The organism is Deinococcus arcticus (genome assembly GCF_003028415.1).
Lineage (GTDB): Bacteria > Deinococcota > Deinococci > Deinococcales > Deinococcaceae > Deinococcus > Deinococcus arcticus.
Genome location: NZ_PYSV01000009.1, coordinates 96,730 through 115,605, shown reverse-complemented (window position 1 = coordinate 115,605; position 18,876 = coordinate 96,730). Strand labels below are relative to the sequence as shown.

Sequence of the window (18,876 nt, the reverse complement as noted above, 5' to 3'; positions counted from 1 at the left end):
TCGGCCCGCACAGGGCCCGCGCCGGCCAGACCCTTTCCCTGACTTGACGTCCCCAGGACACGAATCCTACGATCAGCCCATGCGGCGGCTTTGGCGTTCGGTGGCGGGTGCCCAGGGTGTGGGCGGGCGGGGTCGGGGTGCCGCCGGTCTGCTGGCGCTCTGGGCGCGCGGTGAGTGACCTGCTGCTGCCGCCCCAGGCCACCCAGGTGGGGCTGGCGGTGGATGTGGCGGCCTTTGCCATGCACGCCGGCGAACTGCGGGTGCTGCTGGTGCAGCGCGGCGAACTGCCCCACGCCCGCGACTGGGCGCTGCCCGGCGGTTTTGTTCACCCTGGCGAGGAACTGCACGAGGCCGCTCTGCGCGAACTGCGCACCGAAACCACGGTGGAACTGGAACCCCGGCACCTGGAACAGTTTTTTACCTTTGGTGAGGTGAACCGCGATCCGCGCGGGCGCATCGTGAGCGTGGCGCACCTGGCGGTGCTGCCGGCCGGCGCGGTGGAGGTCAGCGGTGGGGGCCACACCCTGGGGGCCGCGTGGCTGAGCGCGCACGACCCGCCCCGGCTGGCCTTTGACCATCAGGCCATCCTGGACCGCGCCCTGGGGCGGCTGCAACTGCGGCTGGAATACGCCAATCTGGCCCTGGAATTTCTGCCCGATACCTTCACCCTGCCCGAGTTGCAAGGCGTCTTTGAAGCCATCCTGAACCGCAAACTGGACAAACGCAATTTCCGCAAGCGCGTGCTCTCGCAGGGCGCCCTGCTGCCCAGCGGCGAGCGCCGCAGCGGCGTGGGCCGCCCGGCCCAGCTGTACCGCCGCGCCAAAAACGCCCGCACCCCGGCGCTGTAGGGGGGCAGCCCCAGGCCCGAAGCCGCACATGCGGCGTCTTCCCGCGTGGACCTTTGCCATGATGCGAAAGACCATCCGGGGAGGGCCATGACCTTTATTCGCCGACACCGACCAACCCGCCTTCAACCTCAGGCCCAGCGGCTGCCCGTGCTGGCCCCCGCACCTGACCCGGCCACCGTCCTGAACGAGCGCCGCCGGCTTGCCCTGCGCCGCCTGATGGCCCGGCCCATGACTGCCCAGCGGCAGGCGGTCCGGCCGGTGCTGCGGGCCCTGGAATTGGAGCGCGCGGAGGTCTCGCGCCTTGAGCTGCAGCGGCAGGCCGCCACGGAGCAACTGGGTGCACTCTCGCCGGCGGCGATCCGCCCTATTCAGCCGCAGGCAGCGCCCTTGCCGACCCGCCCCCAGACCCCGGGTGAGTGGGTCACCGTGATGCGCTGCCGGGCCGAGCAGGTGGAAGGCAAAGCGTTGGATACGCGGCAGTACGCCCAGTTCACGGCCCTGCAACGCCGGGTGGCGCAGACCCTCGCGCAAGGCTTCAGGGCCGACCAGGGCCCGGCTCAGGTGCGCTACGAGACCTACGGTGAGTACCTGGCAACCCTGCAGCGGCATGAGGGGAGTGCTTCCGTATGCCGGGCGGTGCTGGGCATGGTCCCGCCCAGCGAACGGCTGGCCTTGCAACGCGCGCTGGACACAGCGGCGCAGCGGTTGACCGTGCAGGCGCAGCAGACAGACCTTCTGGCCCACCGCCAGACCTTGCAGCGGCAACTGGCCGAACTGGACGCCGAAGCCACGCAACCCGTCTTGCAACGCATTCAAGCCAGACGGGGCAGCGGTAATCCCTTGCCTGAAGCCATTCAACGGCACCTCGAACAAGGCTTGAACCACGACCTCTCCCGTGTGCGCATCCACGATGATGCGGAAGCAAACACCCTGGCAAAATCTGTCAATGCCATTGCGTTCACGACGGGCACAGATATTTTCTTCCAATCTGGGCGCTTCAATCCGAATACCCAGTCGGGCTTGGAACTGCTGGCCCATGAGGTGACGCATACGGTGCAGCAAGCGCGTGGGCTCGTGGGCCCAGGGGTGGACCCCGATGCCGGCCTGGAAGCCGAAGCCCGCAAGATGGGCCAGCGCCTGAGCCTCTGGCCCCCGGTGCCGCACCAGTCCCAGGCCCTGGCCCGCCCTGCTCGGCTCACCCCTGTCTCAGGTGCTGGCCGGCTTCAGCGCAAAGCCGCCGACCCCACCACGAACCTTCTGGCAGCCGTCAAAGCCGTTCAGCAGCAAGTGGACAGCGGGCAGATAGACGCGGCGGTGCGCCGTGTTCAGACACTGCCTCAGGCGCAGCGAGACACCGTGATCGGGGTGCTGGCGGCCCTGAAACTGCCCAACTGGGCCCGGTTTCGGCAGGCCCTGGTCAGGGCCAAGGTCAGCAGCCCCAGCATTGATTTCTGCCTCGCTGGTCCCGCGCTTTATGACCCCTTGAAGGGACAGGCGCTGGCCACGGTGTCGCTGCAGGTGGCGGCCCGCTACATCAACATGCCGCTGGGTGCGAAACTGCAACAGGCCATCCAGTACGCTCCAGTCGGCGAAGCTTTCCGCAAGCAGTTTCTGAGCATGATCAGCCTGGGCGCCCTGGCGGGTGCTGCTGCCGTTTTTGTCGTCCTGCAACTCACGCCAGCGGGCTGGGCCCTGGATGCGGCTGTGGTCATCATTGCCCTGGCGACCTACGGTCCGGCCGCCTTTGCTCTGGGTGAGCACCTGGGCGCTTTTTTCCGCATCGCCGACCGGGCCACCAGTGAAGCCGATCTGAAAGTGGCCGGGAATCACTTTGCGCAGGCCGCTGCTCTCCTGGGCACGGCCGGGCTGGCAGGTCTGATTGGCAAAGCTGCGGGCAAGGCCACGGCCAAAGGCGTGGTGGCCCAGCAGCAACGGGGCCTGGGGGTGCCCACGGCCGCGCAGCGCAGCCTTCCCCTGTGGCAAAACCAATACAGCGCCGCCATCAAGCAGGGCTTGACCCCTCAGCAGGCCAGCCTGTCGGCGACCATGAAGGTGCAGGCACCCACGGCCAAGCCCTTGCAGCCTTCAGGGAACCTGAACGCGGTCTACGAGGGCAGTCGGGTGGCCAATAGGGAGTTGCTGCCCTTAACAGACACCCTGGCCCGGCGCTACGGCGTGAAGTTCCAGACCCGCGATGGCTTAAAAGGCGAAGCGCGCTCGGCGGAAAAGGTCAACTCAGAATACAAAGGGAGCGCCGCGCAGTTGTTGGACGTTGCAGGCTCTCGACTGCTATTTAACAGTTTGGATGATCTTTACGCAGCCCTTACTTACATTCGAAGTAAATACAATGTCGTCCAGATTAAAGACCGCTTTGTGGAGCCGATGGCAACGGGGTATAGGGATATTGTGCTGAATATCCGCGCCAGTAATGGCTATGTGGTCGAGCTTCGGCTGGAACTAAGTAAGATTTCTGGGTTCGCGGCAACTGAGCATAAGATTTATCAAGAAATCAGGACTATAAGGGCGAATGCTGCTTTGGGTGGACGATTGCTCACCTCGGCAGAACAGGCCAGAGTGAATGAATTGATTTCAACTTCTAAGAACGGCTACAAACTCATCTGGAGTCAGATTATAGAGGCGCAGAAGTGAAAAGCGTAAACGTCACGTACTTTATCTTTGGCCTAAGGCCTGTAAAAGTCATTCATCTTGATGATGAGCTTCTGTCTGGAACTCCATACTCATTCGACTGGCATGATGGAAATTTCAAGATTGACTATAAATATATGGATGACCTCTGGGGGCCGCCAGCTAGCTACAATCACGACTTTGAACAATTGGGGCAGCATGAGTTTGATGCGGTTGTTTCGGAGATCAGAGCCGGGAGGGGGATGGTCAACATCGATGATTCGGACTTCGAGAGTGGGCTCCGTTATTATCGTGACGTTTTGGCTTTGGGTAAATAGGTGGCGACATTTGCGTGAGTGCCTTTAGTGATTTTTGGTCGAAAGATGATCTGCGATTTGGATTTGAAATTGCGATTCGTTCGGCTGTTAACAAGTCTCGCTCCGGCGACTCCTCTACGGATGAGTTATCTTCTTATGAAATATGGTGGGTGAACAGTGCGAGTCGCTCAGTCTATCTTAGATCGTGTGGTCTAATAAATCAATCAAGTGCAGATTAAATATTTTCTCCGGGAGATGTTGCCAATCAAACTCATTCAGCTAAATGAAGAGGTTCTTCCTGGGGCGGCCTATGCAATGGATTGGAGTAATGGAAATTTCGGACTTAATCAGAAACTTTTGAGTGAAATATGGAGCGGCCCTGGCAAAGACGGTGTGAACGAAATTTCAAAGCAGGAATTTGATACCTTAGTGCAGGAGTACCGCCGCGAAAAAGGCTTTCTGCACTTCGATGATTCTGCCTTCGAAGAGGGCCTTCGCTATTACCTCGAGGTTCTGGCTAAGGGCTGACGCGCCGTTCTTTTGCCCGTTCTATAGCAGAATCGCCCCCCAACGGCACAGGAGAAAGCCCGACTGCAAGAGCTTAAGCAACTTGCCGAAGGCGGCTACGCGAAAATCTGGGAAGAGATCAAGAGGGGAAATAAATGAGCGACGTCATCCTTCGCTATTTTCTTATTGGTGTGAGACCTGTCAAGCATATTGGATTGAAGGACAGCATTTACCTGAGTGCCGCCTATGCACTGGACTGGCAGACGGGCACCTTCATATCTCATGATGATTATCTCGACAACATCTACGGACGCCCCTCTAAGGATGAAGCCGAGGAAATCTCTCAGGAGGAATTTGATACCTTAGTGCAGGAATACCGCCGTGAAAAAGGCTTTCTGCACTTTGATGATTCTGCCTTCAAAGAAGGCCTTCGTTACTACCGCGAGGTTCTGGCTCAGGACTAACAGCCCCTTCCCTTACTCTTCTCCCTCATCCTCGTCGTGGTCGGGGTCTTCGTCCTTCTGGTCATCGTCCCCGGTCCAGCTCCGTTCCACGGGCGCGCGGCGCAGATCGTCGCGCGGCGCACTCAGGCGGGCCTCGTCGCGGTCCTCACCACTCATGACGCCCTGGGCGCGGGCCAGCACCGCCACGTCGGCGGCGTCCACGCCGTAGCGCTCGGCCAGATAGGCGGCCACCCACGCGCCGAAGTACCACAGCGCCAGCAAACCCGGGTAGCCCTGCGCGCCCCCTGGGTAGGGCACATGAAGAATCTCGTCAATGCGCGATTCCAGCACCTCGCGCGCCAGGTGCAGGGTGTCGTCGGCGTCGCCCAGCAGCAGCGCCACCTTGGCGTCGCCCTTCTCGTGCTGTGCTTCGAAGGCGCCGGTCACCAGCGGCAGGCTGTCGCCCAGCAGCGGCACGGCCAGTGTCTTGGCGGTGCGGGCCAGCAGGTGCTGCCATGCGTGCGGCAGGGCCTCGGCGTCGGGGGCCGCCAGCAGCAGCGGCGTGCGGCCCCACAGGCTCCAGGCCAGGTCACGCGCCGGGTTGTTCTCTGTCACCTGGGGCGCGCAGCGCGCGGCGAGGTCCTGCAGCAGGGCGTCGGCGGCGCGGGCCTGGTCGCCGTGGCCGCTGGCGTGGGCCACGTACTGTGCAAAGTGGTAGGTGGCCAGCGGCCCGCCCGGCACCAGCACGTCAATTTCCTCGGGGGTGCCGCCGGTGGCCACGCGGCGCACCTGCGCGCCCGCCACGGTGGCCAGATCGGCGTAGTCGGTGGCCAGGGCGCCGGCGTCGGGGCTGCCCAGCACAAACTGGGTCCCGCTGCGCGCCAGGCTGCCCGGCACCAGACTCTGGGCAAGGTGCGCCGCCAGGGTGCCTTCCCCCGCGCCCACCAGGCCGTAGGGCCCCTCTTCCGGGCGGTCGGGGCCGGCATAGGTGCCGGGCAGGGCTTCAAGCAGGGTCAGGAGGTGAGGGCTCATGGCCCCAGCGTAGCTCAGCGGGCGCCGGGCCCACAGGGGGGCACAGGCCAAAAACGGCCTTCCAGACGGCCTCTGGTGCCTTCACCTCCGCTTAACCCTGCATGCTAGAATCCGGCGCGTGTGCTTCAGAACGGCCCCCCCTGTGGGCACCAAAGAACATCACCCCGCCGGGGGGCAGGGTGAGAGGGGTGGCGCGCTCGACTGGACTCGAACCAGTGACCTTTGGCTCCGGAGGCCAACGCTCTATCCACCTGAGCTACGAGCGCAAAGCTCCGGTACCCTAGCACTTCGTATGAAGGAGATCAAGTGAACAAGAAGAAACTCGTGAACGTCCTGATGGGCGTTCTGGCCCTGCTGCTGATTGTGGGCATGGCCTATCAGTTCACGCCCAATCTGGGCGACCTGTTTGGCCGCAAGCAGGACGGCACGCCCGCCCTGACCGTGAACGGCGCCACCGTGACCGCCGAGGACTTGGAGGCGGTGCGCCGCAGCAACCCCATTCTGGGCAGCGCCGACACTGGCGTGCTGGCCGACGACTTCAAGACCTACATCGTGGCCCAGAAGGTTGAGCAGACCCTGGTGACAAACGCGGTGCGGGACATCCGGGTCAGCCGCAACGACGTGAACGCCAAGGTCAAGGAAGTGCGCGAGGCCAACGACCTGACCGACAACAAGAAGTGGACTGACGCCCTGCAGGGCGCCGGCCTGACCGATGCCAGCTACCGCGAGCAGGTGCGCCAGAGCCTGGCCATTGAGCGCAAGGTGGACGAGCTGAAAAAGGCCGTGCCCGCGCCTACTGAGGCCGAGCTGCGCGCCTACTACGACCTGACCCCCGAGCGCTTCCAGACTGACGCCCGGATTCAGGGCCGTCAGATTGTGGTGGCCGACAAGGCCAAGGCGCAGGACCTGCTGGGCCAGCTCAAGGCCGGCGCCGACTTCGCCAAGCTGGCCGGCGAGAACAGCACCGAATTCAAGGACCGGGGCGGCGCCCTGGGCCCCATCGAGAACGGCGCGCCCCGCCCCGTGGCTCAGGTGGCGCTGCCCAGCGAGGTGGGCGCAGCGGCCTTTGCCCTCACGGACGGCGGCCTGACCGATGTGGTGGAAAGCGGCGGCAAGTTCTACATCGTGAAGGTGGAAAAGTACCTGCCCCCGGCCCCCAAGCCCTTTGAAGAGGCCAAGAGCGACCTGACGACCGCCGTGACCGAGCAGAAGCAGAACGCCGCCCTGGAAGCCTGGGTGCGCGACCTGAAAAAAGACGTGAAGATCGAGTACAAGGACATCAACTGGAAGACGGAAAATCCGGCCGTGGCCACGGTGGCAGGCCAGGACATTCCGTACTCGGATGTGGTGGGCCAGGTTGTGAACAACCAGCAGTTCGCGGGGCTGCTGCAGCAGGTGCCACCCGAGCAGGCCGCCGGGCTGGTCAACGGCATCCTGAAGCCGCAGACCGTGCAGCAACTGATTCAGGCCTACGCCGCCCCCACCATCGCCGAGCGCCTGAAGCTAAACCTCACCGGCACCCGCCAGGAACAGGCGGCGGCACTGGCCGCGTATGGCAGCCGGAACGTCCGCGTGAGCGCCGCTGACATCTCGGCCTTCTATGCCCAGAACAAGGCGCAGTACGCCAATCCCGCCAGTGCGGCAGTGGCCGAGGCCAACTTCAAGGACCAGGCGGGAGCGGTGGCGTTCCGCAATGGCTTCTCGGGCGGCAACTTCGTGACGGCAGCCAGCAAGGCGGGCGGCACGGTCAGCGAACGCGGCACCGTGACAGCTGGCGACGGCGGCCTGAGCGAGGAACTGAACGCGGCGGTGTTCAGCGCCAAGAGCCTGAAAGACGCGGGCGAGGGCAGCCTGAGCGATGTGGTGAAGGTGGGCGAGCGCTTTGTGGTGCTGTACATCACCGACCTGAAGCCCGCCACCACCCAGCCCCTGAGCGCCGTGCGCGACGAGATTGAAGCGCAGGTGCTGGCCCAGAAGAAGACCGAAGCGGGCCAGAAGTTCCTGGACACCCAGGTGGCGGCCCTGAAACCCAAGGACAACCTCAAGGCCGTGCTGGCCGCGCAGGAAAAGCGCGTGGCCGCCCAGACCCCCAAGGCGCCCGCCAAGACCACCCCTGAAGAGGGCAGTGGCACCGGCAGCAGTGGCACGGGCAGCACTGACACCGGCGCCGCCCAGGGCAGTGAAGGCCAGAGCAACGAAGGCCAGAGCACCGGCACCCCGGCCGAGGGCACCAGCGAGCGCTGATCCCCCGCTCTTGACCGCCGCCCCGCAACGTTGCGGGGCGGCGGTCTTTCTGGAGGCGCCCACCCGCTGCCCGGCGGGTACTGGCAGGGTCACGGTGGCTGGTGGTGCAGCCAGGACCCGGCCAGCCGCACTGGCCCCGCTCATCCAGAACACCCCACAGGCCAAAGCAGCTTGGAAGGGCGCAGGAGCGCTGCTCCATTGTCAGAGGCTCCTCTGTTCCCGTGTTCGCGCTGCGGCGCCTCACTGCGCGTCTGCTCAACCCTCGCCTGCGGCTCACCCTGGTCTCGTATCAGCGGCGTCTGCTCCCACATGCACTAGACTCGGCCGGTTATGCCGCGTGTTTTCTCTGGAATTCAGCCCACGGGCGAGCCTCATATCGGGAACTATTTCGGGGCCATGCGGAACTACGTGGCGCTGGGCGAGCAGTACGGCAAGAACTCCATCTACTGCGTGGTGGACCTGCACGCGCCCACCAACCCGGCGGCCTTTGATCCGGCACTCCTGGCCGCGCGCACGCTGGACATGGCGGTGGCGAACTTCGCGGCGGGCCTGGACCCCCAGAAGGTGATTTTCTTCGTGCAGTCGCATGTGCGCGAGCACGCCGAACTGGGCTGGCTGTTCACGCTGCTCACCCCCGTGGGCGAGCTGGAGCGCATGACCCAGTACAAGGACAAGGCGCAGAAACTGGAAAGCACCCCGGCGGGGCTGCTGATGTACCCGGTGCTGCAGGCCGCCGACATCCTGCTGTACAAGGCCGACACCGTGCCCGTGGGTGAGGATCAGGTGCAGCACATCGAGCTGACCCGGGAAATTGCCCGCAAGTTCAACCACGCCTACGGCGAGACCTTTCCCGAACCCAGGGCGGTGCTGGCCGAGGGCGCGCTGCGCATTCCCGGCGTGGACGGCCAGGGCAAGATGAGCAAGAGCAAGGGCGAGGCCAGCACCCTGGGCATTCTGGAGCCGCTGGAGTCCATCTGGCAGAAACTGCGCGTGGCCCCCACTGACCCGGCGCGCGTGCGCCGCACCGATCCCGGCGACCCTGACAAGTGTCTGGTGGGCGACTACCACAAGCTGTTCAGCGACGCCGAGACGGTGGCCGAGGTATACGCGGGCTGCCGCACGGCGGGCATTGGCTGCGTGGACTGCAAGAAGAAACTGATGGTGGGCATTGGCGCCCACCTGGGGCCCATTCAGGAGCGCGCCGCCGCCCTGCAGGCTGACCCCGATTATGTGCGCGACGCGCTGGCGCAGGGGGCCCGCGAGGCGCGCGCCATCGCCCAGCCGATCATGGAAGAGGCGCGCGAACGGGTCGGCTTCCTGCGGCTCTGAGCGGGCCATGACCGCGACGCTGGCCCCGCCTGCCCCGGCCTCGCCCACCCCGGGGGCAGGCAGCTTTCTGGTGGCGCTGCCCGGGTTTGCCGGCACGCTGGGCGAACTGGCCGCTGCCCTGCGCGCCGGGCGCGTGCCCCCGGCCGAGGTGCCGCTGCTGGCCCTGACCCGCGAGGTGCTGGCCTGGGCCGGGCGGGTGACCGGCGAGGGCCCCGCCGCCCTGGCTGACGCCCACCCCGAACTGCTGCCCACCCTGGCGGCCGTGATTGCCCTGAAGGCCCGGCTGCTGCTGCCCCCCGAAGAGGACGACCTGCCGCCAGAGGCGGACGTTGATGAGCCGCCAGCCGACGAGGTGCTGCGGGGCGTGGAGGCCCTGGCGCAACTGGACACCCTGGTGGGGTTTCTGGCCGCCCGGCGGCGCGAACGCGAGGGCCTGATTCCGGCCCGGCCCTTTCCGGTGACCCTGCCCCGGCCGGAGCGGCCACGCAATCCCCAGGGCAGCCTGGCCCGGCTGGTGCGCGCGGCGCGCACGGCGGTGCGGCAGGTGGAGGTGCCGCTGCTGGCGCGCGACCGCCTGACCCTGCAAGACGCCCTGGGCGCCCTGAGGGCCTTTGGCCGGCGCCTGCGTACCTTTACCTTTCGCGGCATTCCGGCGCAGGACTGGGGCGAGCGCACCACCTATTTCGCGGCGCTGCTCGAAGGGGTCAAAGAGGGAACGTTCAGCGCCGAGCAGGCTGAGCCCTACGGCGAGATCGCGGTGACCTCTCACCTGACCGAGGGCGCAGAGGGCTAGGCACCCTCGGCTCAGCCCAGGTCCAGCATCAGCTCCAGGTTCTGTACGGCGGCGCCGCCGGCGCCCTTGCCCAGATTGTCCAGCCGCGCGGCCAGCAGCGCCCGCTCGTCATCGGCCGAGGCGTACACGAAGAGGTCCAGATCGTTCGTGTCGTTCAGGGCCTGGGGGTCCAGGGGGTCCGGGTTCTGGTCCGGGCCGGACACCCGCACGTGGCGCTGCCCGGCGTAGTGTGTCGCCAGGGCCGCGCGCAGGGCCCCGGCCGTCACTCCCAGGTCGCGCAGGTGCAGCGGAATCGTGACTGTCATGCCCTGGGCCCAGGCGCCCACGTTGGGCGTGAAGACTGGCGTACGGGTCAGGCCGCCGTAGCGCATGGTTTCCGGGATGTGCTTGTGTGCCAGCGAGAGCGCGTAGCTTAAAAATGCGCCGCGCATGGGATGAAGCTGGTTCTGCTCGTGGGCGTCCACCAGGGCCCGGCCACCCCCGGTGTAGCCGCTGTAGCCCTGAATGCTGAGCGGAAAGTCGGCCGGGATCAGGCCGGCGGCCGTCAGCGGGGCCAGCAGGGCAATGGCCCCCGTGGAATAACAGCCCGGATTGGCCACGAACCGCGCGGCGCGGATGCAGGCAGGCTGCTCCGCATTCAATTCTGGAAAGCCGAACACCCACCCCGGGTCAACCCGGTGGGCGGTGCTGGCGTCCAGCAACCGCGCGGCCGGGTTGGTGGTCAGGGTCACGGCTTCCCGCGCGGCGTCGTCGTGCAGGCACAGAATGGACACGTCGGCGGCGTTCAGCAGTTCGGCGCGGGCGGCCGGGTCCTTGCGCCGCGCGGGGTCAATCCGCAGCAGTTCTAGGTCGGTGCGGCCCGCCAGCCGCGCGCGAATCTGCAGGCCGGTCGTGCCGGCCTCACCGTCAATAAACACTCTGGGAAGGGTCATACGGAAACCTCTGTCAGGGGCTGAATGATTTGAAGGGAGAGGCGAGCGAAGAGGAGATGCAGACTCTGCCCCGGTTGAAGATGCGTCCAGAGGGGTGGGTGCATTGGCACGATGCGGACAAAACCCGTTTCACCCCGCGCCAGAACCTCCGGTTTGACCGTCTCCCACTGGGCGTAGGCCCGAACTTCCTCATCTGCACGGGAAAACACGACGATGTCGCCGTCCATAGGTCCCAGATGCTCACCAAGCCGCCGGCTCAGAAAGGCGCCTGGATAGTCGTAGGGCAGGTGCAGTCGGGCCAGCAGGCAAGGAGCCTCAGCCATGCCCGGTTCCGTAACAGCGCCGTATCAGTTCGGCCAGGTCGCCCTTGGCCGGATCACCTGCTGCGATGCGCGCCAGTACCTCGGCGGGGGTCAGCCACTCGGCACCGCTGAAATCGTCCGGGTTAAAGGCAGGAGCCACGTCCGAGCGGATCTCGTACACCCGCATGAACGCACTGAGCGGAGTGTCGAAAGGGGAGAAGGCGGCCACCTCCCGCCAGGGCACCGTGTCCAGGTCCAGATTCAGCTCCTCCTGGGTCTCGCGCCGGAAGGCCGCTTCGTAGCTTTCGCCGCGTTCCACATGGCCCCCCACGCTCATGTCCAGGCACCTGGGAAACACCCTCTTGCTGGGCGTACGGCGCGGAATCCACAGCTGCCCGGCCCCGTTCACCACGAAGGCATTCACCACCCGCACTGGCAGGCGCCGGGCCCAGGCGTCCCCGCGCGTGACGGTGCCTACCACCTCGTCGCGCTCGTTCACCAGGTCCAGCCATTCGGTGGGGGTTGTGGTCATGGCCTCCATTCTGCGGCCAGGGCGGGGGCCACTGCGCCCATCACCAGCGCGGCTTCAGATGCCCCATCAGGTGGTACAGCAGCGCCTTTTGCGCGTGCAGGCGGTTTTCGGCCTGATCGAACACGCGGCTCTTGGGGTGCTCGGTGGCCTCGGGCACCGTTTCCTCGCCGTAGTGCGCAGGCAGGCAGTGCAGGAAGATGCCGTGTGGGGCGATGGTCTCCAGCATCCCTGGCGTCACCTGATAGCCCCGGAAGGCCCGGCGGCGGATGTCGGCCTCGGCTTCCTGGCCCATGGAGATCCATACGTCGGTGTACAGCACGTCGGCGCCCTCCACGGCGCCTAGGTCGTTGGTCAGAGTCACCTTTACCCCCGCGCGCACCGCGTCCATCAGCACGCCCGCGTTGGGCTCGTAGCCCACCGGGGTCACCACCGTCACGTCGGTCCCGGTCAGGATACCCATGTGAATGTGGCTGTTGGCGAGGTTGTTGCCGTCCCCGATGTACACCACCCGACGGCCGCGCAGATCATGGCCGAAGGCTTCCTCAATGGTCTGGTAGTCGGCCAGCAGCTGCGCGGGGTGCAGCATGTCCGACAGGCCGTTGATCACCGGAATGGCGGCGTGCTGCGCCAGTTCCTGCAGGGTCTGCTGCAGGTACACGCGGCCCATCACGCCGTCCACCCAGCGTTCCAGGTTGCGCGCCACGTCGCTCACGCGCTCGCGGGTGCCCAGGCCAATCTCGGTGTTGGACAGGGTGATGGCGTGCCCGCCCAGCTGGTACATGCCCACGTCGAAGGTGGTGCGGGTGCGCAGACTGGCCTTTTCAAACACCAGCGCCAGCGACAGGCCCGCCAGCGGTTTCACCTGCCGCCACTCACCGCGCTTCATGGCGTGGGCGGTGTCCATCACGGCGCGCAGTTCGGCCGCCGTCATATCGAGGTTGCTCAGGAAGTCGCGCCCGGCCATCACGGGGGCAGGCAGGGTGTCTGGGGTCAGGGGCGCAGGATTATTCATGATGGTCAGGAGGCTAGCGGCAGTCTCGCCTTTGCCCTTCTTCCCCTGCGCTCCTTTTTTGACTTTGCTCTCGGCCTTCGGCATAGGGAAGAAGTATACCCCTTGCCTGTCATCACCGGGTGGGCAGGGAAGGAGAGAGCGTATGTTTATTCGCCACCAGCGTTTGAAAATGCAGGAGTGGGACGGTCGCCTGAATGAACAGGCGCCGCCCCACTCCTGCGCGCGCTTACTTCGTCTCAGTCAGGGTGTAGCTGCCCGAGCCGCTGTAGCCGTACACCCGCCAGCGGTAGGTGCCGCTGGCCGCGCTGTACGTGATGGCCTCGGTGCTCGTGCTGCCCTCGCTGGCCGCCACCGTGTTCCAGGTACTGCCCGAGAGCTGCTGCAGGTACAGGTCAAAGTCAGTGCCGCTGGGCCCCGTCAGATTGCCTTTCAGGGTGCCGCCCGCGGAGGCGAAGCCTGTGCTGCCCGGTTGATAAGAGTTGCCGCCGCTGCTCACGCTGCCGGTGTAGGTGGTGGGCGTGGGCGTGGTGCTCCCGCCCACGGTGACGAACAGCGCCGAAACCGGGCCGTAGGTGCCGCTGGCATTGCGGGCGCGCACATAGATGGTGTGGCGCCCGGCACTCAGCCCGCTGGTGGAAACGGTGGCCTGCACACTCTCGCGGCCCGCGTTGAAGCTGCCGTCTGCAGCGGTCATGGCCCGCGCCGTGCCGCCAGCCCAGGGCGGTGTGTCAATAAAGTACTCGGCGCCGGCCACGGTCCGGGCCGGTTCGGTGCCGTTGCTGGTATTGAAGCGGGTGTTGTCGGCGCTGGCACTCAGGGTAAAGCTGGCCCCCGTGGCCACGCTGGCCGGCGCCGTGACGCTCACGCTGTCCGGGCCGCTGCCCAGCTGGTAGGGTGCGCGCGCCACCCGCAGGGCGTACAGCAGCGCCGCCTGGTTTTTGGGCAGGGTGGTGCCGGTAAAGGTGCTGCACGGCTCAAAGAACGCGGTGCCCAGCTCGAAGGTGTAAGACGCCACGCCCAGCTCGCCGTAGGCAAAGTCATCCGTGGTGCCGCTGGTGGGGTACAGGCCCACGGCCTGTTCGGGCTTGTAGCCGTTGAAGTAGGCCAGCTTGCGGCCCAGCGACTGCAGCGCCGTGGCGTTGGCCGTGGGGGTGGTGGTGTCGCCCCAGGGCCACAGCACCAGCTGCGAGTAGCTGTGAATATCCACGTACACGCCGGGCGTGGTGGCGGGCGCGGCGTCGCTCCGGGCCGGGCCCCGGTTGTCGGCAAAGGCCGCCTTCATCAGGTTCTGCAGGTTTTGCGTTTCGGGCTCGGAGGCGGCGCCCACGCCCCGGTAGGTTTCGTTGCATGGGTCAGTGCTTGATCCCCCGGTGCCCCAGGCGTAGTTGAAGTTGCGGTTCAGGTCCGCGCCGAACAGGCCGTTGCTGCAGCGCTGCGTGTCGTTCACGTTCTTGCGCCACGAGGCCCCGGCCTCGGCCTTCTTGCGGCCATCGGGATTGCTTTGCAGCACCAGCCAGACTTCCTGGGAGTCCAGCATCCAGGTCACGTCGGCGTCCTTACCGTAGTTGCTCACCAGATACTCGGCAAAACGGGTGGACAGCTCGGCAGGCGTGTACTCGCGGGCGTGAATGGACGCGGTGATCAGCAGCCGGGGCTTGGTGCCGGCAATGCTGCGGTTGGTCAGCTTCAGCACGTTCATGCTGTAGCCGCCTCGCCCCTTGGTTTTCAGCCAGCTGTCGCCAATAGAGGTCCAGGTGGCTAGATTGGGGTACTGAGTCACTATGCTCTGGGCGCTGGTGTACGTTTCTTCCACCGTGCGGTAGCAGGGATAGCCGCTGATGGACAGGCTGCCCAGGTTCTGCTTCAGCGATCCGCTGTGCCGGGCCGTCTCGGCGGGGTCAATGCGGATGGTCCAGCCCCGGGTCAGACCGGTCACGCGCAGGCGCTCGAAATCGGCCTGCCCCACGTCCAGCAGCACGAATTTCTCCTCGGCGCTGCCGCCCAGCGGCTCGAAGGTCTTGACGATGTCAATCCAGTCGCGTTCGGTCTGGAAGTCAATGCGCGAGACAACCACCGGGTTCTGCTGAAAGGTGCTGCACTCGTCGGCCGTGGCCACCAGAGAATTTCCGGGCGCGGCCGGCGGCGCGGCCTGGGGCGCGGGGGTCTGCGAGCAGGCGGCCAGCAGCAGGGCGGTACTCAGAAACAGGGACGAGGTGAGCTTTCTGGTCATAACAGCCTCCGGGGCAAAGGGGCACGCCTGCTCCAGAAGCCGCGCAGCGTCAGCGGCCATGAACAGAAGCACCTGCGTTGTGGGTACCCCGGCACTGTAACATCCACCTTCCCCAGTTCAAGGTCAGACTGTCCGGATAAACTGAACGGGACGTTGAGAATTGACAGGCAAGCGCACACTTCTGTGCTAGTGGCATTCGGGTCTGGGCCGCTGCCGCCGGGCTGCACTGGGAGAAGCGGGAGGGGGTAGGGTGGGGCAGACGGCAGCAGGAGTGCCCTAGACAGCCCGCAGACCCTCCGTCCCTTCTACAGCCCGCAGCGGCGCGTGCTCTACCCTGAAGCCCATGACCGCGCCTCTGTTCGATTCGCACATGCACACGCCCCTGTGTGGGCACGCGACGGGTTCGCCGCGCGAGTACGCCCAGGCGGCCCTGGATGCGGGGCTGGCCGGCGTGTGCTTCACCGACCACATGCCCATGCCCGCGTGGTACGACGCCCCCTGGCGCATGCGGCTGGACCAGCTGGACGCGTATATCGAGGCGGTGCAGGCGGTGCAGGCCGAGTTCGCCGGGCGCCTGGAGGTGCGCCTGGGGCTGGAAGCGGACTTTCACCCGGGGACCGAACGCTTCGTGGAAGAGGTGCTGGCCCGGCACCCCTGGGACTACGTGATTGGCAGCGTGCATTACCTGGGCGCCTGGGGCTTTGACAACCCCGAATTCGTGGCCGAGTACGGGGCGCGCGATCTGGGCCAGCTGTATACCCAGTACTACGCCCTGGTGGAGGGCGCGGCGCGCAGCGGCCTCTTTGACGCCGTGGGCCACCTGGACCTGCCCAAGAAATTTGGGCACCGCGATCCCCTGGGCGCGGCTGCCCTGCGCGCCCTGGACGTGATTGCCGGGGCCGGCCTGAGCCTGGATTTCAACACGGCCGGCTGGCGCAAGCCGGTGGCCGAGGCCTATCCCGCCCCGGACCTGACCCGGGAGGCGGCCGGGCGCGGCATTCCCTTCGTGCTGGGCAGCGACGCACATGCCCCGGTCGAGGTGGGTTTCCGCTTCACCGACGCCCGGCAGGCCCTGCAGGACGCGGGCGGGCGCGTGGTGACGTACCGGGGCGGGGTGCGCCGTGGCTGAGGGGCCGGGCAAGAAAGCGATGGTGGGTGTGCTCAAAACCACCGCCGACCTGCTGGACTTGCTGGGCTCGGCGGACAACGCCTTCCGGGCCCAGGCGTTTCGCAGCGCGGCCCGCAGCCTGGAGGGGCTGGACACCGAGGCCGAGGCCCTGATCAACGCGGGCTTTGCCGGGGTGCCCAAGGTGGGCAAGACCATCGCCGCCGATCTGCTGGCCTACGCGCGCGGCGGGGCGTTCGCGCCGCTGGAAGACGCCGCCAGCCTCATTCCCGCCGGGGTGCTGAGCCTGTTCCGGGTGCGCGGCCTGGGCCCCAAGAAGATCCGGGCCCTGTGGGACGCGGGCATTGATTCGCTGGAAGGCCTGCGAGAGGCCTGCCGTGACGGCCGGGTGGCGGCCCTGCGCGGCTTTGGGGCCAAGAGTGCCGCTGCCTTCCTGGGCGCGGTGGAGTTCGCCCTGGCGGCCCAGGAACGCCAGCACCTCAGCACCGCCTGCGAGGTGACCGAAGGGCTGTGCCGGCGGCTGGCCGCCTTCGAGCCCCGCCCGGCCGGTGACGTGCGCCGGGGCCTGGACACCGTGCGCGCCGCGCGCGTGACCGTCACAGGAAGCCCGGCCGACCTGAGCGCCGCGCTGGCCGGCGTGGTGGAAGACCTGAGCCCGCTGGAGGGCCAGCCGGTGCTGGCCGGGCGGGTGGACGGCGTGCCGGTGGAGGTGGCCTACGCCCCCACCCCGGACCAGCGCGGCGCCCTGGACCTGCTGATGGGCGGCAGCGCGCCGTACCGCGAAAGCCTGCAGGCCGCCGCCAAAGCCCAGGGCCTGGAACTCGGTGGCCACGGCCTGCTGCGGGCGGGGCAGCCGCTGGCCACCCCCACCGAGGCCAGCGTGGCCCAGGCCCTGAACCTGCCGCTGCGCCCCGCCGAGTACCGCGAACCCGAGCACGACGACCTGTGGCAGACACTGCCGCACCCGGATGAACTGGTGACCGTGGCCCACCTGCGCGGGCTGCTGCACACCCATTCCACCTGGTCCGACGGTGCGGCCAGCCTGGCCGAGATGGCCCGCGAAACCCTGCGCCTGGGCCACAGGTACCTGGGCACCGGCGACCATTCGCGCGCCGCCCACTACGCGGGCGGTCTGAGCATCGAGCGCCTGCAGGCCCAGCTGAAGGAAATCCGCGAGTTGCGCGCGGCCGGGCTGCCCATCGTGGCCGGCGCCGAGGTGGACATTCTGGAAGACGGCACGCTGGACTACCCCGACGACGTGCTGGAAGAGCTGGATTACGTGGTGGCCAGCGTCCACAGCCTCTTTACCCTGGACGCCGCCCGCCAGACCGAGCGCCTGATCCGCGCCGCGCAGCACCCGCTGGTGACCATCCTGGGCCATCCCACCGGGCGCCTGCTGCTGCGCCGCCCCGGCTACGCCCTGGACCTGGACGCCGTGCTGGCCGCCTGCGCGGCGCGCGGCACCGTGGTGGAAATCAACGCCAACGCCTACCGCCTGGACCTGGACTGGCGCGTGGCCCTGCGCTGGCGGGAGCGCCTGACCTTCGCCATCAACACCGACGCCCACGTGCCCGCCGGACTGGGGGACACCCGCTACGGTGTGATGGTGGCGCGTAAGGCGGGCCTCATGCCAGCGCAGGTGGTCAATACCCTGGACCAGGAGGCGTTTCTGGCGTTCGTGGCGGCGCAGCGGGCGGCGCGGGGCTAGGCCCATACAGCAAAGCGGGGGCGGCGCCCATGGCCGCCCCCATCTGTTACCAGATGTCCCACATGACGCCCAGGCGGCGCGGCTGGGGATCCAGCGCTTCGGCACGCTCCAGATCGCCCTGCAGGGCCAGCTGGCAGATCTCCCGCCCGGCCCGGCGCCAGCGCCGACGGGCCACGCGAGTTGCCGCAGAAACGCCCCCCCTCAGGCCGCCCCGCTTGAGCCAGCGCCGGGCCTGCTCCTGCTGGAAAGTGGCCACGGCTTCTTCCAAGGCCCAGGTCATGACGGGCGTGCGAAAAGGGGTGCCCAGCCGCTGGGCAAACCCCACCCGGTACCCCACCACGGCCCAGTGCGGCTTGGGCTTGCGGCGCTGGCGCCGCACCGGTTCCAGCACCGAGCCCGGATGCTGCGAGGCCAGCACCTGTGCGTGAACCCACTCTTCAAACTGGCCCAGTTCGCACCACTGCCGCCGGGGCCACGCGGCCTGAACGGCCTGTGGCTCCCCGTAACCCAGAAATGGCTGAATGTGGTGCGCAAGACGACGAGCGATAAGGCGGCGCGTGTGCTGTTCACGCGTCCATAAACGTCCGGTCATAGCAGGCCCCCTCCGAAGGGCCTACTGGGTGTCGTCTCGCCAGGTCATCCTCACGAGCATAGGCGCTGGCCCGCGCCGATGCATCCGCCAAACGGCTGAAGCGAATGGCCGTTCAGGGCGCTCCTCTGCTGCGGGTTTGGGGAACGGCCCCGCCGCTGTCCCCGTCTGTCTCAGCCGTACCGCTTTTCCAGCCACCCTGCCGCGCCCCCAGTCCATGCGTTCACAGCACCCAGCCTCCTGCCCACAAAAACGGGCGGGACTGTTCCCCTCACAGAACAGTCCCGCCCTGGATTTGCTGCAGGCG

At 66.8% G+C, this 18,876-nt stretch carries 17 protein-coding genes and 1 tRNA gene; 10 read left to right on the top strand and 8 right to left on the bottom strand.

The window, feature by feature from the left end; translation table 11 throughout:
- Positions 1-170 precede the first annotated feature (170 nt).
- The 5 genes from C8263_RS10755 (at position 171) to C8263_RS10740 (ending at position 4,761) form a co-directional block, all read left to right on the top strand.
- Complete coding sequence (locus C8263_RS10755) at positions 171-848, top strand: NUDIX hydrolase (protein WP_107138120.1); 678 nt, start codon at positions 171-173, stop codon at positions 846-848.
- Between the two features lie 258 nt (positions 849-1,106).
- Positions 1,107-3,497 (top strand): eCIS core domain-containing protein, encoded by a 2,391-nt coding sequence (locus C8263_RS10750; protein ID WP_233218766.1) that lies wholly within the window; start codon positions 1,107-1,109, stop codon positions 3,495-3,497.
- Positions 3,494-3,811 carry a hypothetical protein gene (locus C8263_RS18925; protein ID WP_146160655.1) on the top strand — a complete coding sequence of 106 codons (318 nt, stop codon included), beginning with the start codon at positions 3,494-3,496 and terminating at the stop codon, positions 3,809-3,811. The genes C8263_RS10750 and C8263_RS18925 overlap by 4 nt, the downstream gene beginning before the upstream one ends.
- Before the next feature lie 234 nt (positions 3,812-4,045).
- Entirely contained in the window at positions 4,046-4,318 is a 273-nt protein-coding gene (locus tag C8263_RS18920; protein WP_146160654.1) for a hypothetical protein, read from the top strand.
- A gap of 134 nt (positions 4,319-4,452) precedes the next feature.
- A complete protein-coding gene (locus C8263_RS10740; RefSeq protein ID WP_107138117.1) occupies positions 4,453-4,761 on the top strand; it encodes a hypothetical protein in 309 nt (102 codons plus the stop codon).
- A gap of 12 nt (positions 4,762-4,773) precedes the next feature.
- On the opposite strand, the gene C8263_RS10735 is transcribed toward C8263_RS10740, so the two are convergent.
- Together C8263_RS10735 and C8263_RS10730 are read right to left on the bottom strand one after the other, a co-directional pair.
- Positions 4,774-5,772: an SIS domain-containing protein gene (locus C8263_RS10735; RefSeq protein ID WP_107138161.1), complete on the bottom strand. Its 999-nt coding sequence runs from the start codon at positions 5,770-5,772 to the stop codon at positions 4,774-4,776.
- Between the two features lie 189 nt (positions 5,773-5,961).
- Positions 5,962-6,038: transfer RNA gene (locus tag C8263_RS10730), tRNA-Arg, on the bottom strand.
- Between the two features lie 40 nt (positions 6,039-6,078).
- On the opposite strand from C8263_RS10730, the gene C8263_RS10725 reads away from it, so the two are divergent.
- From C8263_RS10725 to C8263_RS10715, 3 genes are all read left to right on the top strand, one after another.
- Complete coding sequence (locus C8263_RS10725; RefSeq protein ID WP_107138116.1) at positions 6,079-8,016, top strand: peptidylprolyl isomerase; 1,938 nt, start codon at positions 6,079-6,081, stop codon at positions 8,014-8,016.
- A gap of 330 nt (positions 8,017-8,346) precedes the next feature.
- Positions 8,347-9,345 carry a tryptophan--tRNA ligase gene (trpS, locus tag C8263_RS10720; protein ID WP_107138115.1) on the top strand — a complete coding sequence of 333 codons (999 nt, stop codon included), beginning with the start codon at positions 8,347-8,349 and terminating at the stop codon, positions 9,343-9,345.
- A gap of 7 nt (positions 9,346-9,352) precedes the next feature.
- Positions 9,353-10,138: a segregation and condensation protein A gene (locus C8263_RS10715; RefSeq protein WP_107138114.1), complete on the top strand. Its 786-nt coding sequence runs from the start codon at positions 9,353-9,355 to the stop codon at positions 10,136-10,138.
- An 11-nt stretch (positions 10,139-10,149) separates the two neighbouring features.
- Here C8263_RS10715 and argC read toward each other — a convergent pair whose 3' ends face one another.
- From argC to C8263_RS10690, 5 genes are all read right to left on the bottom strand, one after another.
- Entirely contained in the window at positions 10,150-11,070 is a 921-nt protein-coding gene (gene argC, locus C8263_RS10710; protein WP_107138113.1) for an N-acetyl-gamma-glutamyl-phosphate reductase, read from the bottom strand.
- Entirely contained in the window at positions 11,067-11,297 is a 231-nt protein-coding gene (locus C8263_RS10705) for a hypothetical protein (protein ID WP_107138112.1), read from the bottom strand. Before C8263_RS10705 ends, argC begins: the two co-directional genes overlap by 4 nt.
- Positions 11,298-11,385: 88 nt before the next feature.
- The gene (locus C8263_RS10700) at positions 11,386-11,904 is read right to left on the bottom strand and encodes an NUDIX hydrolase (protein ID WP_107138111.1); all 519 of its coding nucleotides are present in this window, start codon (positions 11,902-11,904) and stop codon (positions 11,386-11,388) included.
- Between the two features lie 40 nt (positions 11,905-11,944).
- Positions 11,945-12,916 (bottom strand): ornithine carbamoyltransferase, encoded by a 972-nt coding sequence (argF, locus tag C8263_RS10695; RefSeq protein WP_233218765.1) that lies wholly within the window; start codon positions 12,914-12,916, stop codon positions 11,945-11,947.
- Positions 12,917-13,142: 226 nt separating this feature from the next.
- Complete coding sequence (locus C8263_RS10690; protein WP_107138110.1) at positions 13,143-15,146, bottom strand: M14 family zinc carboxypeptidase; 2,004 nt, start codon at positions 15,144-15,146, stop codon at positions 13,143-13,145.
- Between the two features lie 343 nt (positions 15,147-15,489).
- On the opposite strand from C8263_RS10690, the gene C8263_RS10685 reads away from it, so the two are divergent.
- Both C8263_RS10685 and C8263_RS10680 read left to right on the top strand, forming a co-directional pair.
- A complete protein-coding gene (locus tag C8263_RS10685) occupies positions 15,490-16,275 on the top strand; it encodes a histidinol-phosphatase HisJ family protein (protein WP_107138109.1) in 786 nt (261 codons plus the stop codon).
- Between the two features lie 19 nt (positions 16,276-16,294).
- Positions 16,295-17,980: a DNA polymerase/3'-5' exonuclease PolX gene (locus C8263_RS10680; protein ID WP_107138108.1), complete on the top strand. Its 1,686-nt coding sequence runs from the start codon at positions 16,295-16,297 to the stop codon at positions 17,978-17,980.
- Between the two features lie 46 nt (positions 17,981-18,026).
- On the opposite strand, the gene C8263_RS10675 is transcribed toward C8263_RS10680, so the two are convergent.
- Complete coding sequence (locus tag C8263_RS10675) at positions 18,027-18,572, bottom strand: hypothetical protein (RefSeq protein ID WP_146160653.1); 546 nt, start codon at positions 18,570-18,572, stop codon at positions 18,027-18,029.
- Positions 18,573-18,876 lie beyond the last annotated feature (304 nt).

What these genes read in the sequence shown, in the direction of transcription:
- C8263_RS18920 (WP_146160654.1), top strand. Translation starts at nt 4,046, where the DNA reads ATGTTGCCAATCAAACTCATTCAGCTAAATGAAGAGGTTCTTCCTGGG.
- C8263_RS10740 (WP_107138117.1), top strand. Translation starts at nt 4,453, where the DNA reads ATGAGCGACGTCATCCTTCGCTATTTTCTTATTGGTGTGAGACCTGTC.
- C8263_RS10735 (WP_107138161.1), bottom strand. Translation starts at nt 5,772, where the DNA reads ATGAGCCCTCACCTCCTGACCCTGCTTGAAGCCCTGCCCGGCACCTAT.
- trpS (WP_107138115.1), top strand. Translation starts at nt 8,347, where the DNA reads ATGCCGCGTGTTTTCTCTGGAATTCAGCCCACGGGCGAGCCTCATATC.
- C8263_RS10715 (WP_107138114.1), top strand. Translation starts at nt 9,353, where the DNA reads ATGACCGCGACGCTGGCCCCGCCTGCCCCGGCCTCGCCCACCCCGGGG.
- argC (WP_107138113.1), bottom strand. Translation starts at nt 11,070, where the DNA reads ATGACCCTTCCCAGAGTGTTTATTGACGGTGAGGCCGGCACGACCGGC.
- C8263_RS10705 (WP_107138112.1), bottom strand. Translation starts at nt 11,297, where the DNA reads ATGGACGGCGACATCGTCGTGTTTTCCCGTGCAGATGAGGAAGTTCGG.
- C8263_RS10700 (WP_107138111.1), bottom strand. Translation starts at nt 11,904, where the DNA reads ATGACCACAACCCCCACCGAATGGCTGGACCTGGTGAACGAGCGCGAC.
- argF (WP_233218765.1), bottom strand. Translation starts at nt 12,916, where the DNA reads ATGAATAATCCTGCGCCCCTGACCCCAGACACCCTGCCTGCCCCCGTG.
- C8263_RS10690 (WP_107138110.1), bottom strand. Translation starts at nt 15,146, where the DNA reads ATGACCAGAAAGCTCACCTCGTCCCTGTTTCTGAGTACCGCCCTGCTG.
- C8263_RS10685 (WP_107138109.1), top strand. Translation starts at nt 15,490, where the DNA reads ATGACCGCGCCTCTGTTCGATTCGCACATGCACACGCCCCTGTGTGGG.
- C8263_RS10680 (WP_107138108.1), top strand. Translation starts at nt 16,295, where the DNA reads ATGGTGGGTGTGCTCAAAACCACCGCCGACCTGCTGGACTTGCTGGGC.
- C8263_RS10675 (WP_146160653.1), bottom strand. Translation starts at nt 18,572, where the DNA reads ATGACCGGACGTTTATGGACGCGTGAACAGCACACGCGCCGCCTTATC.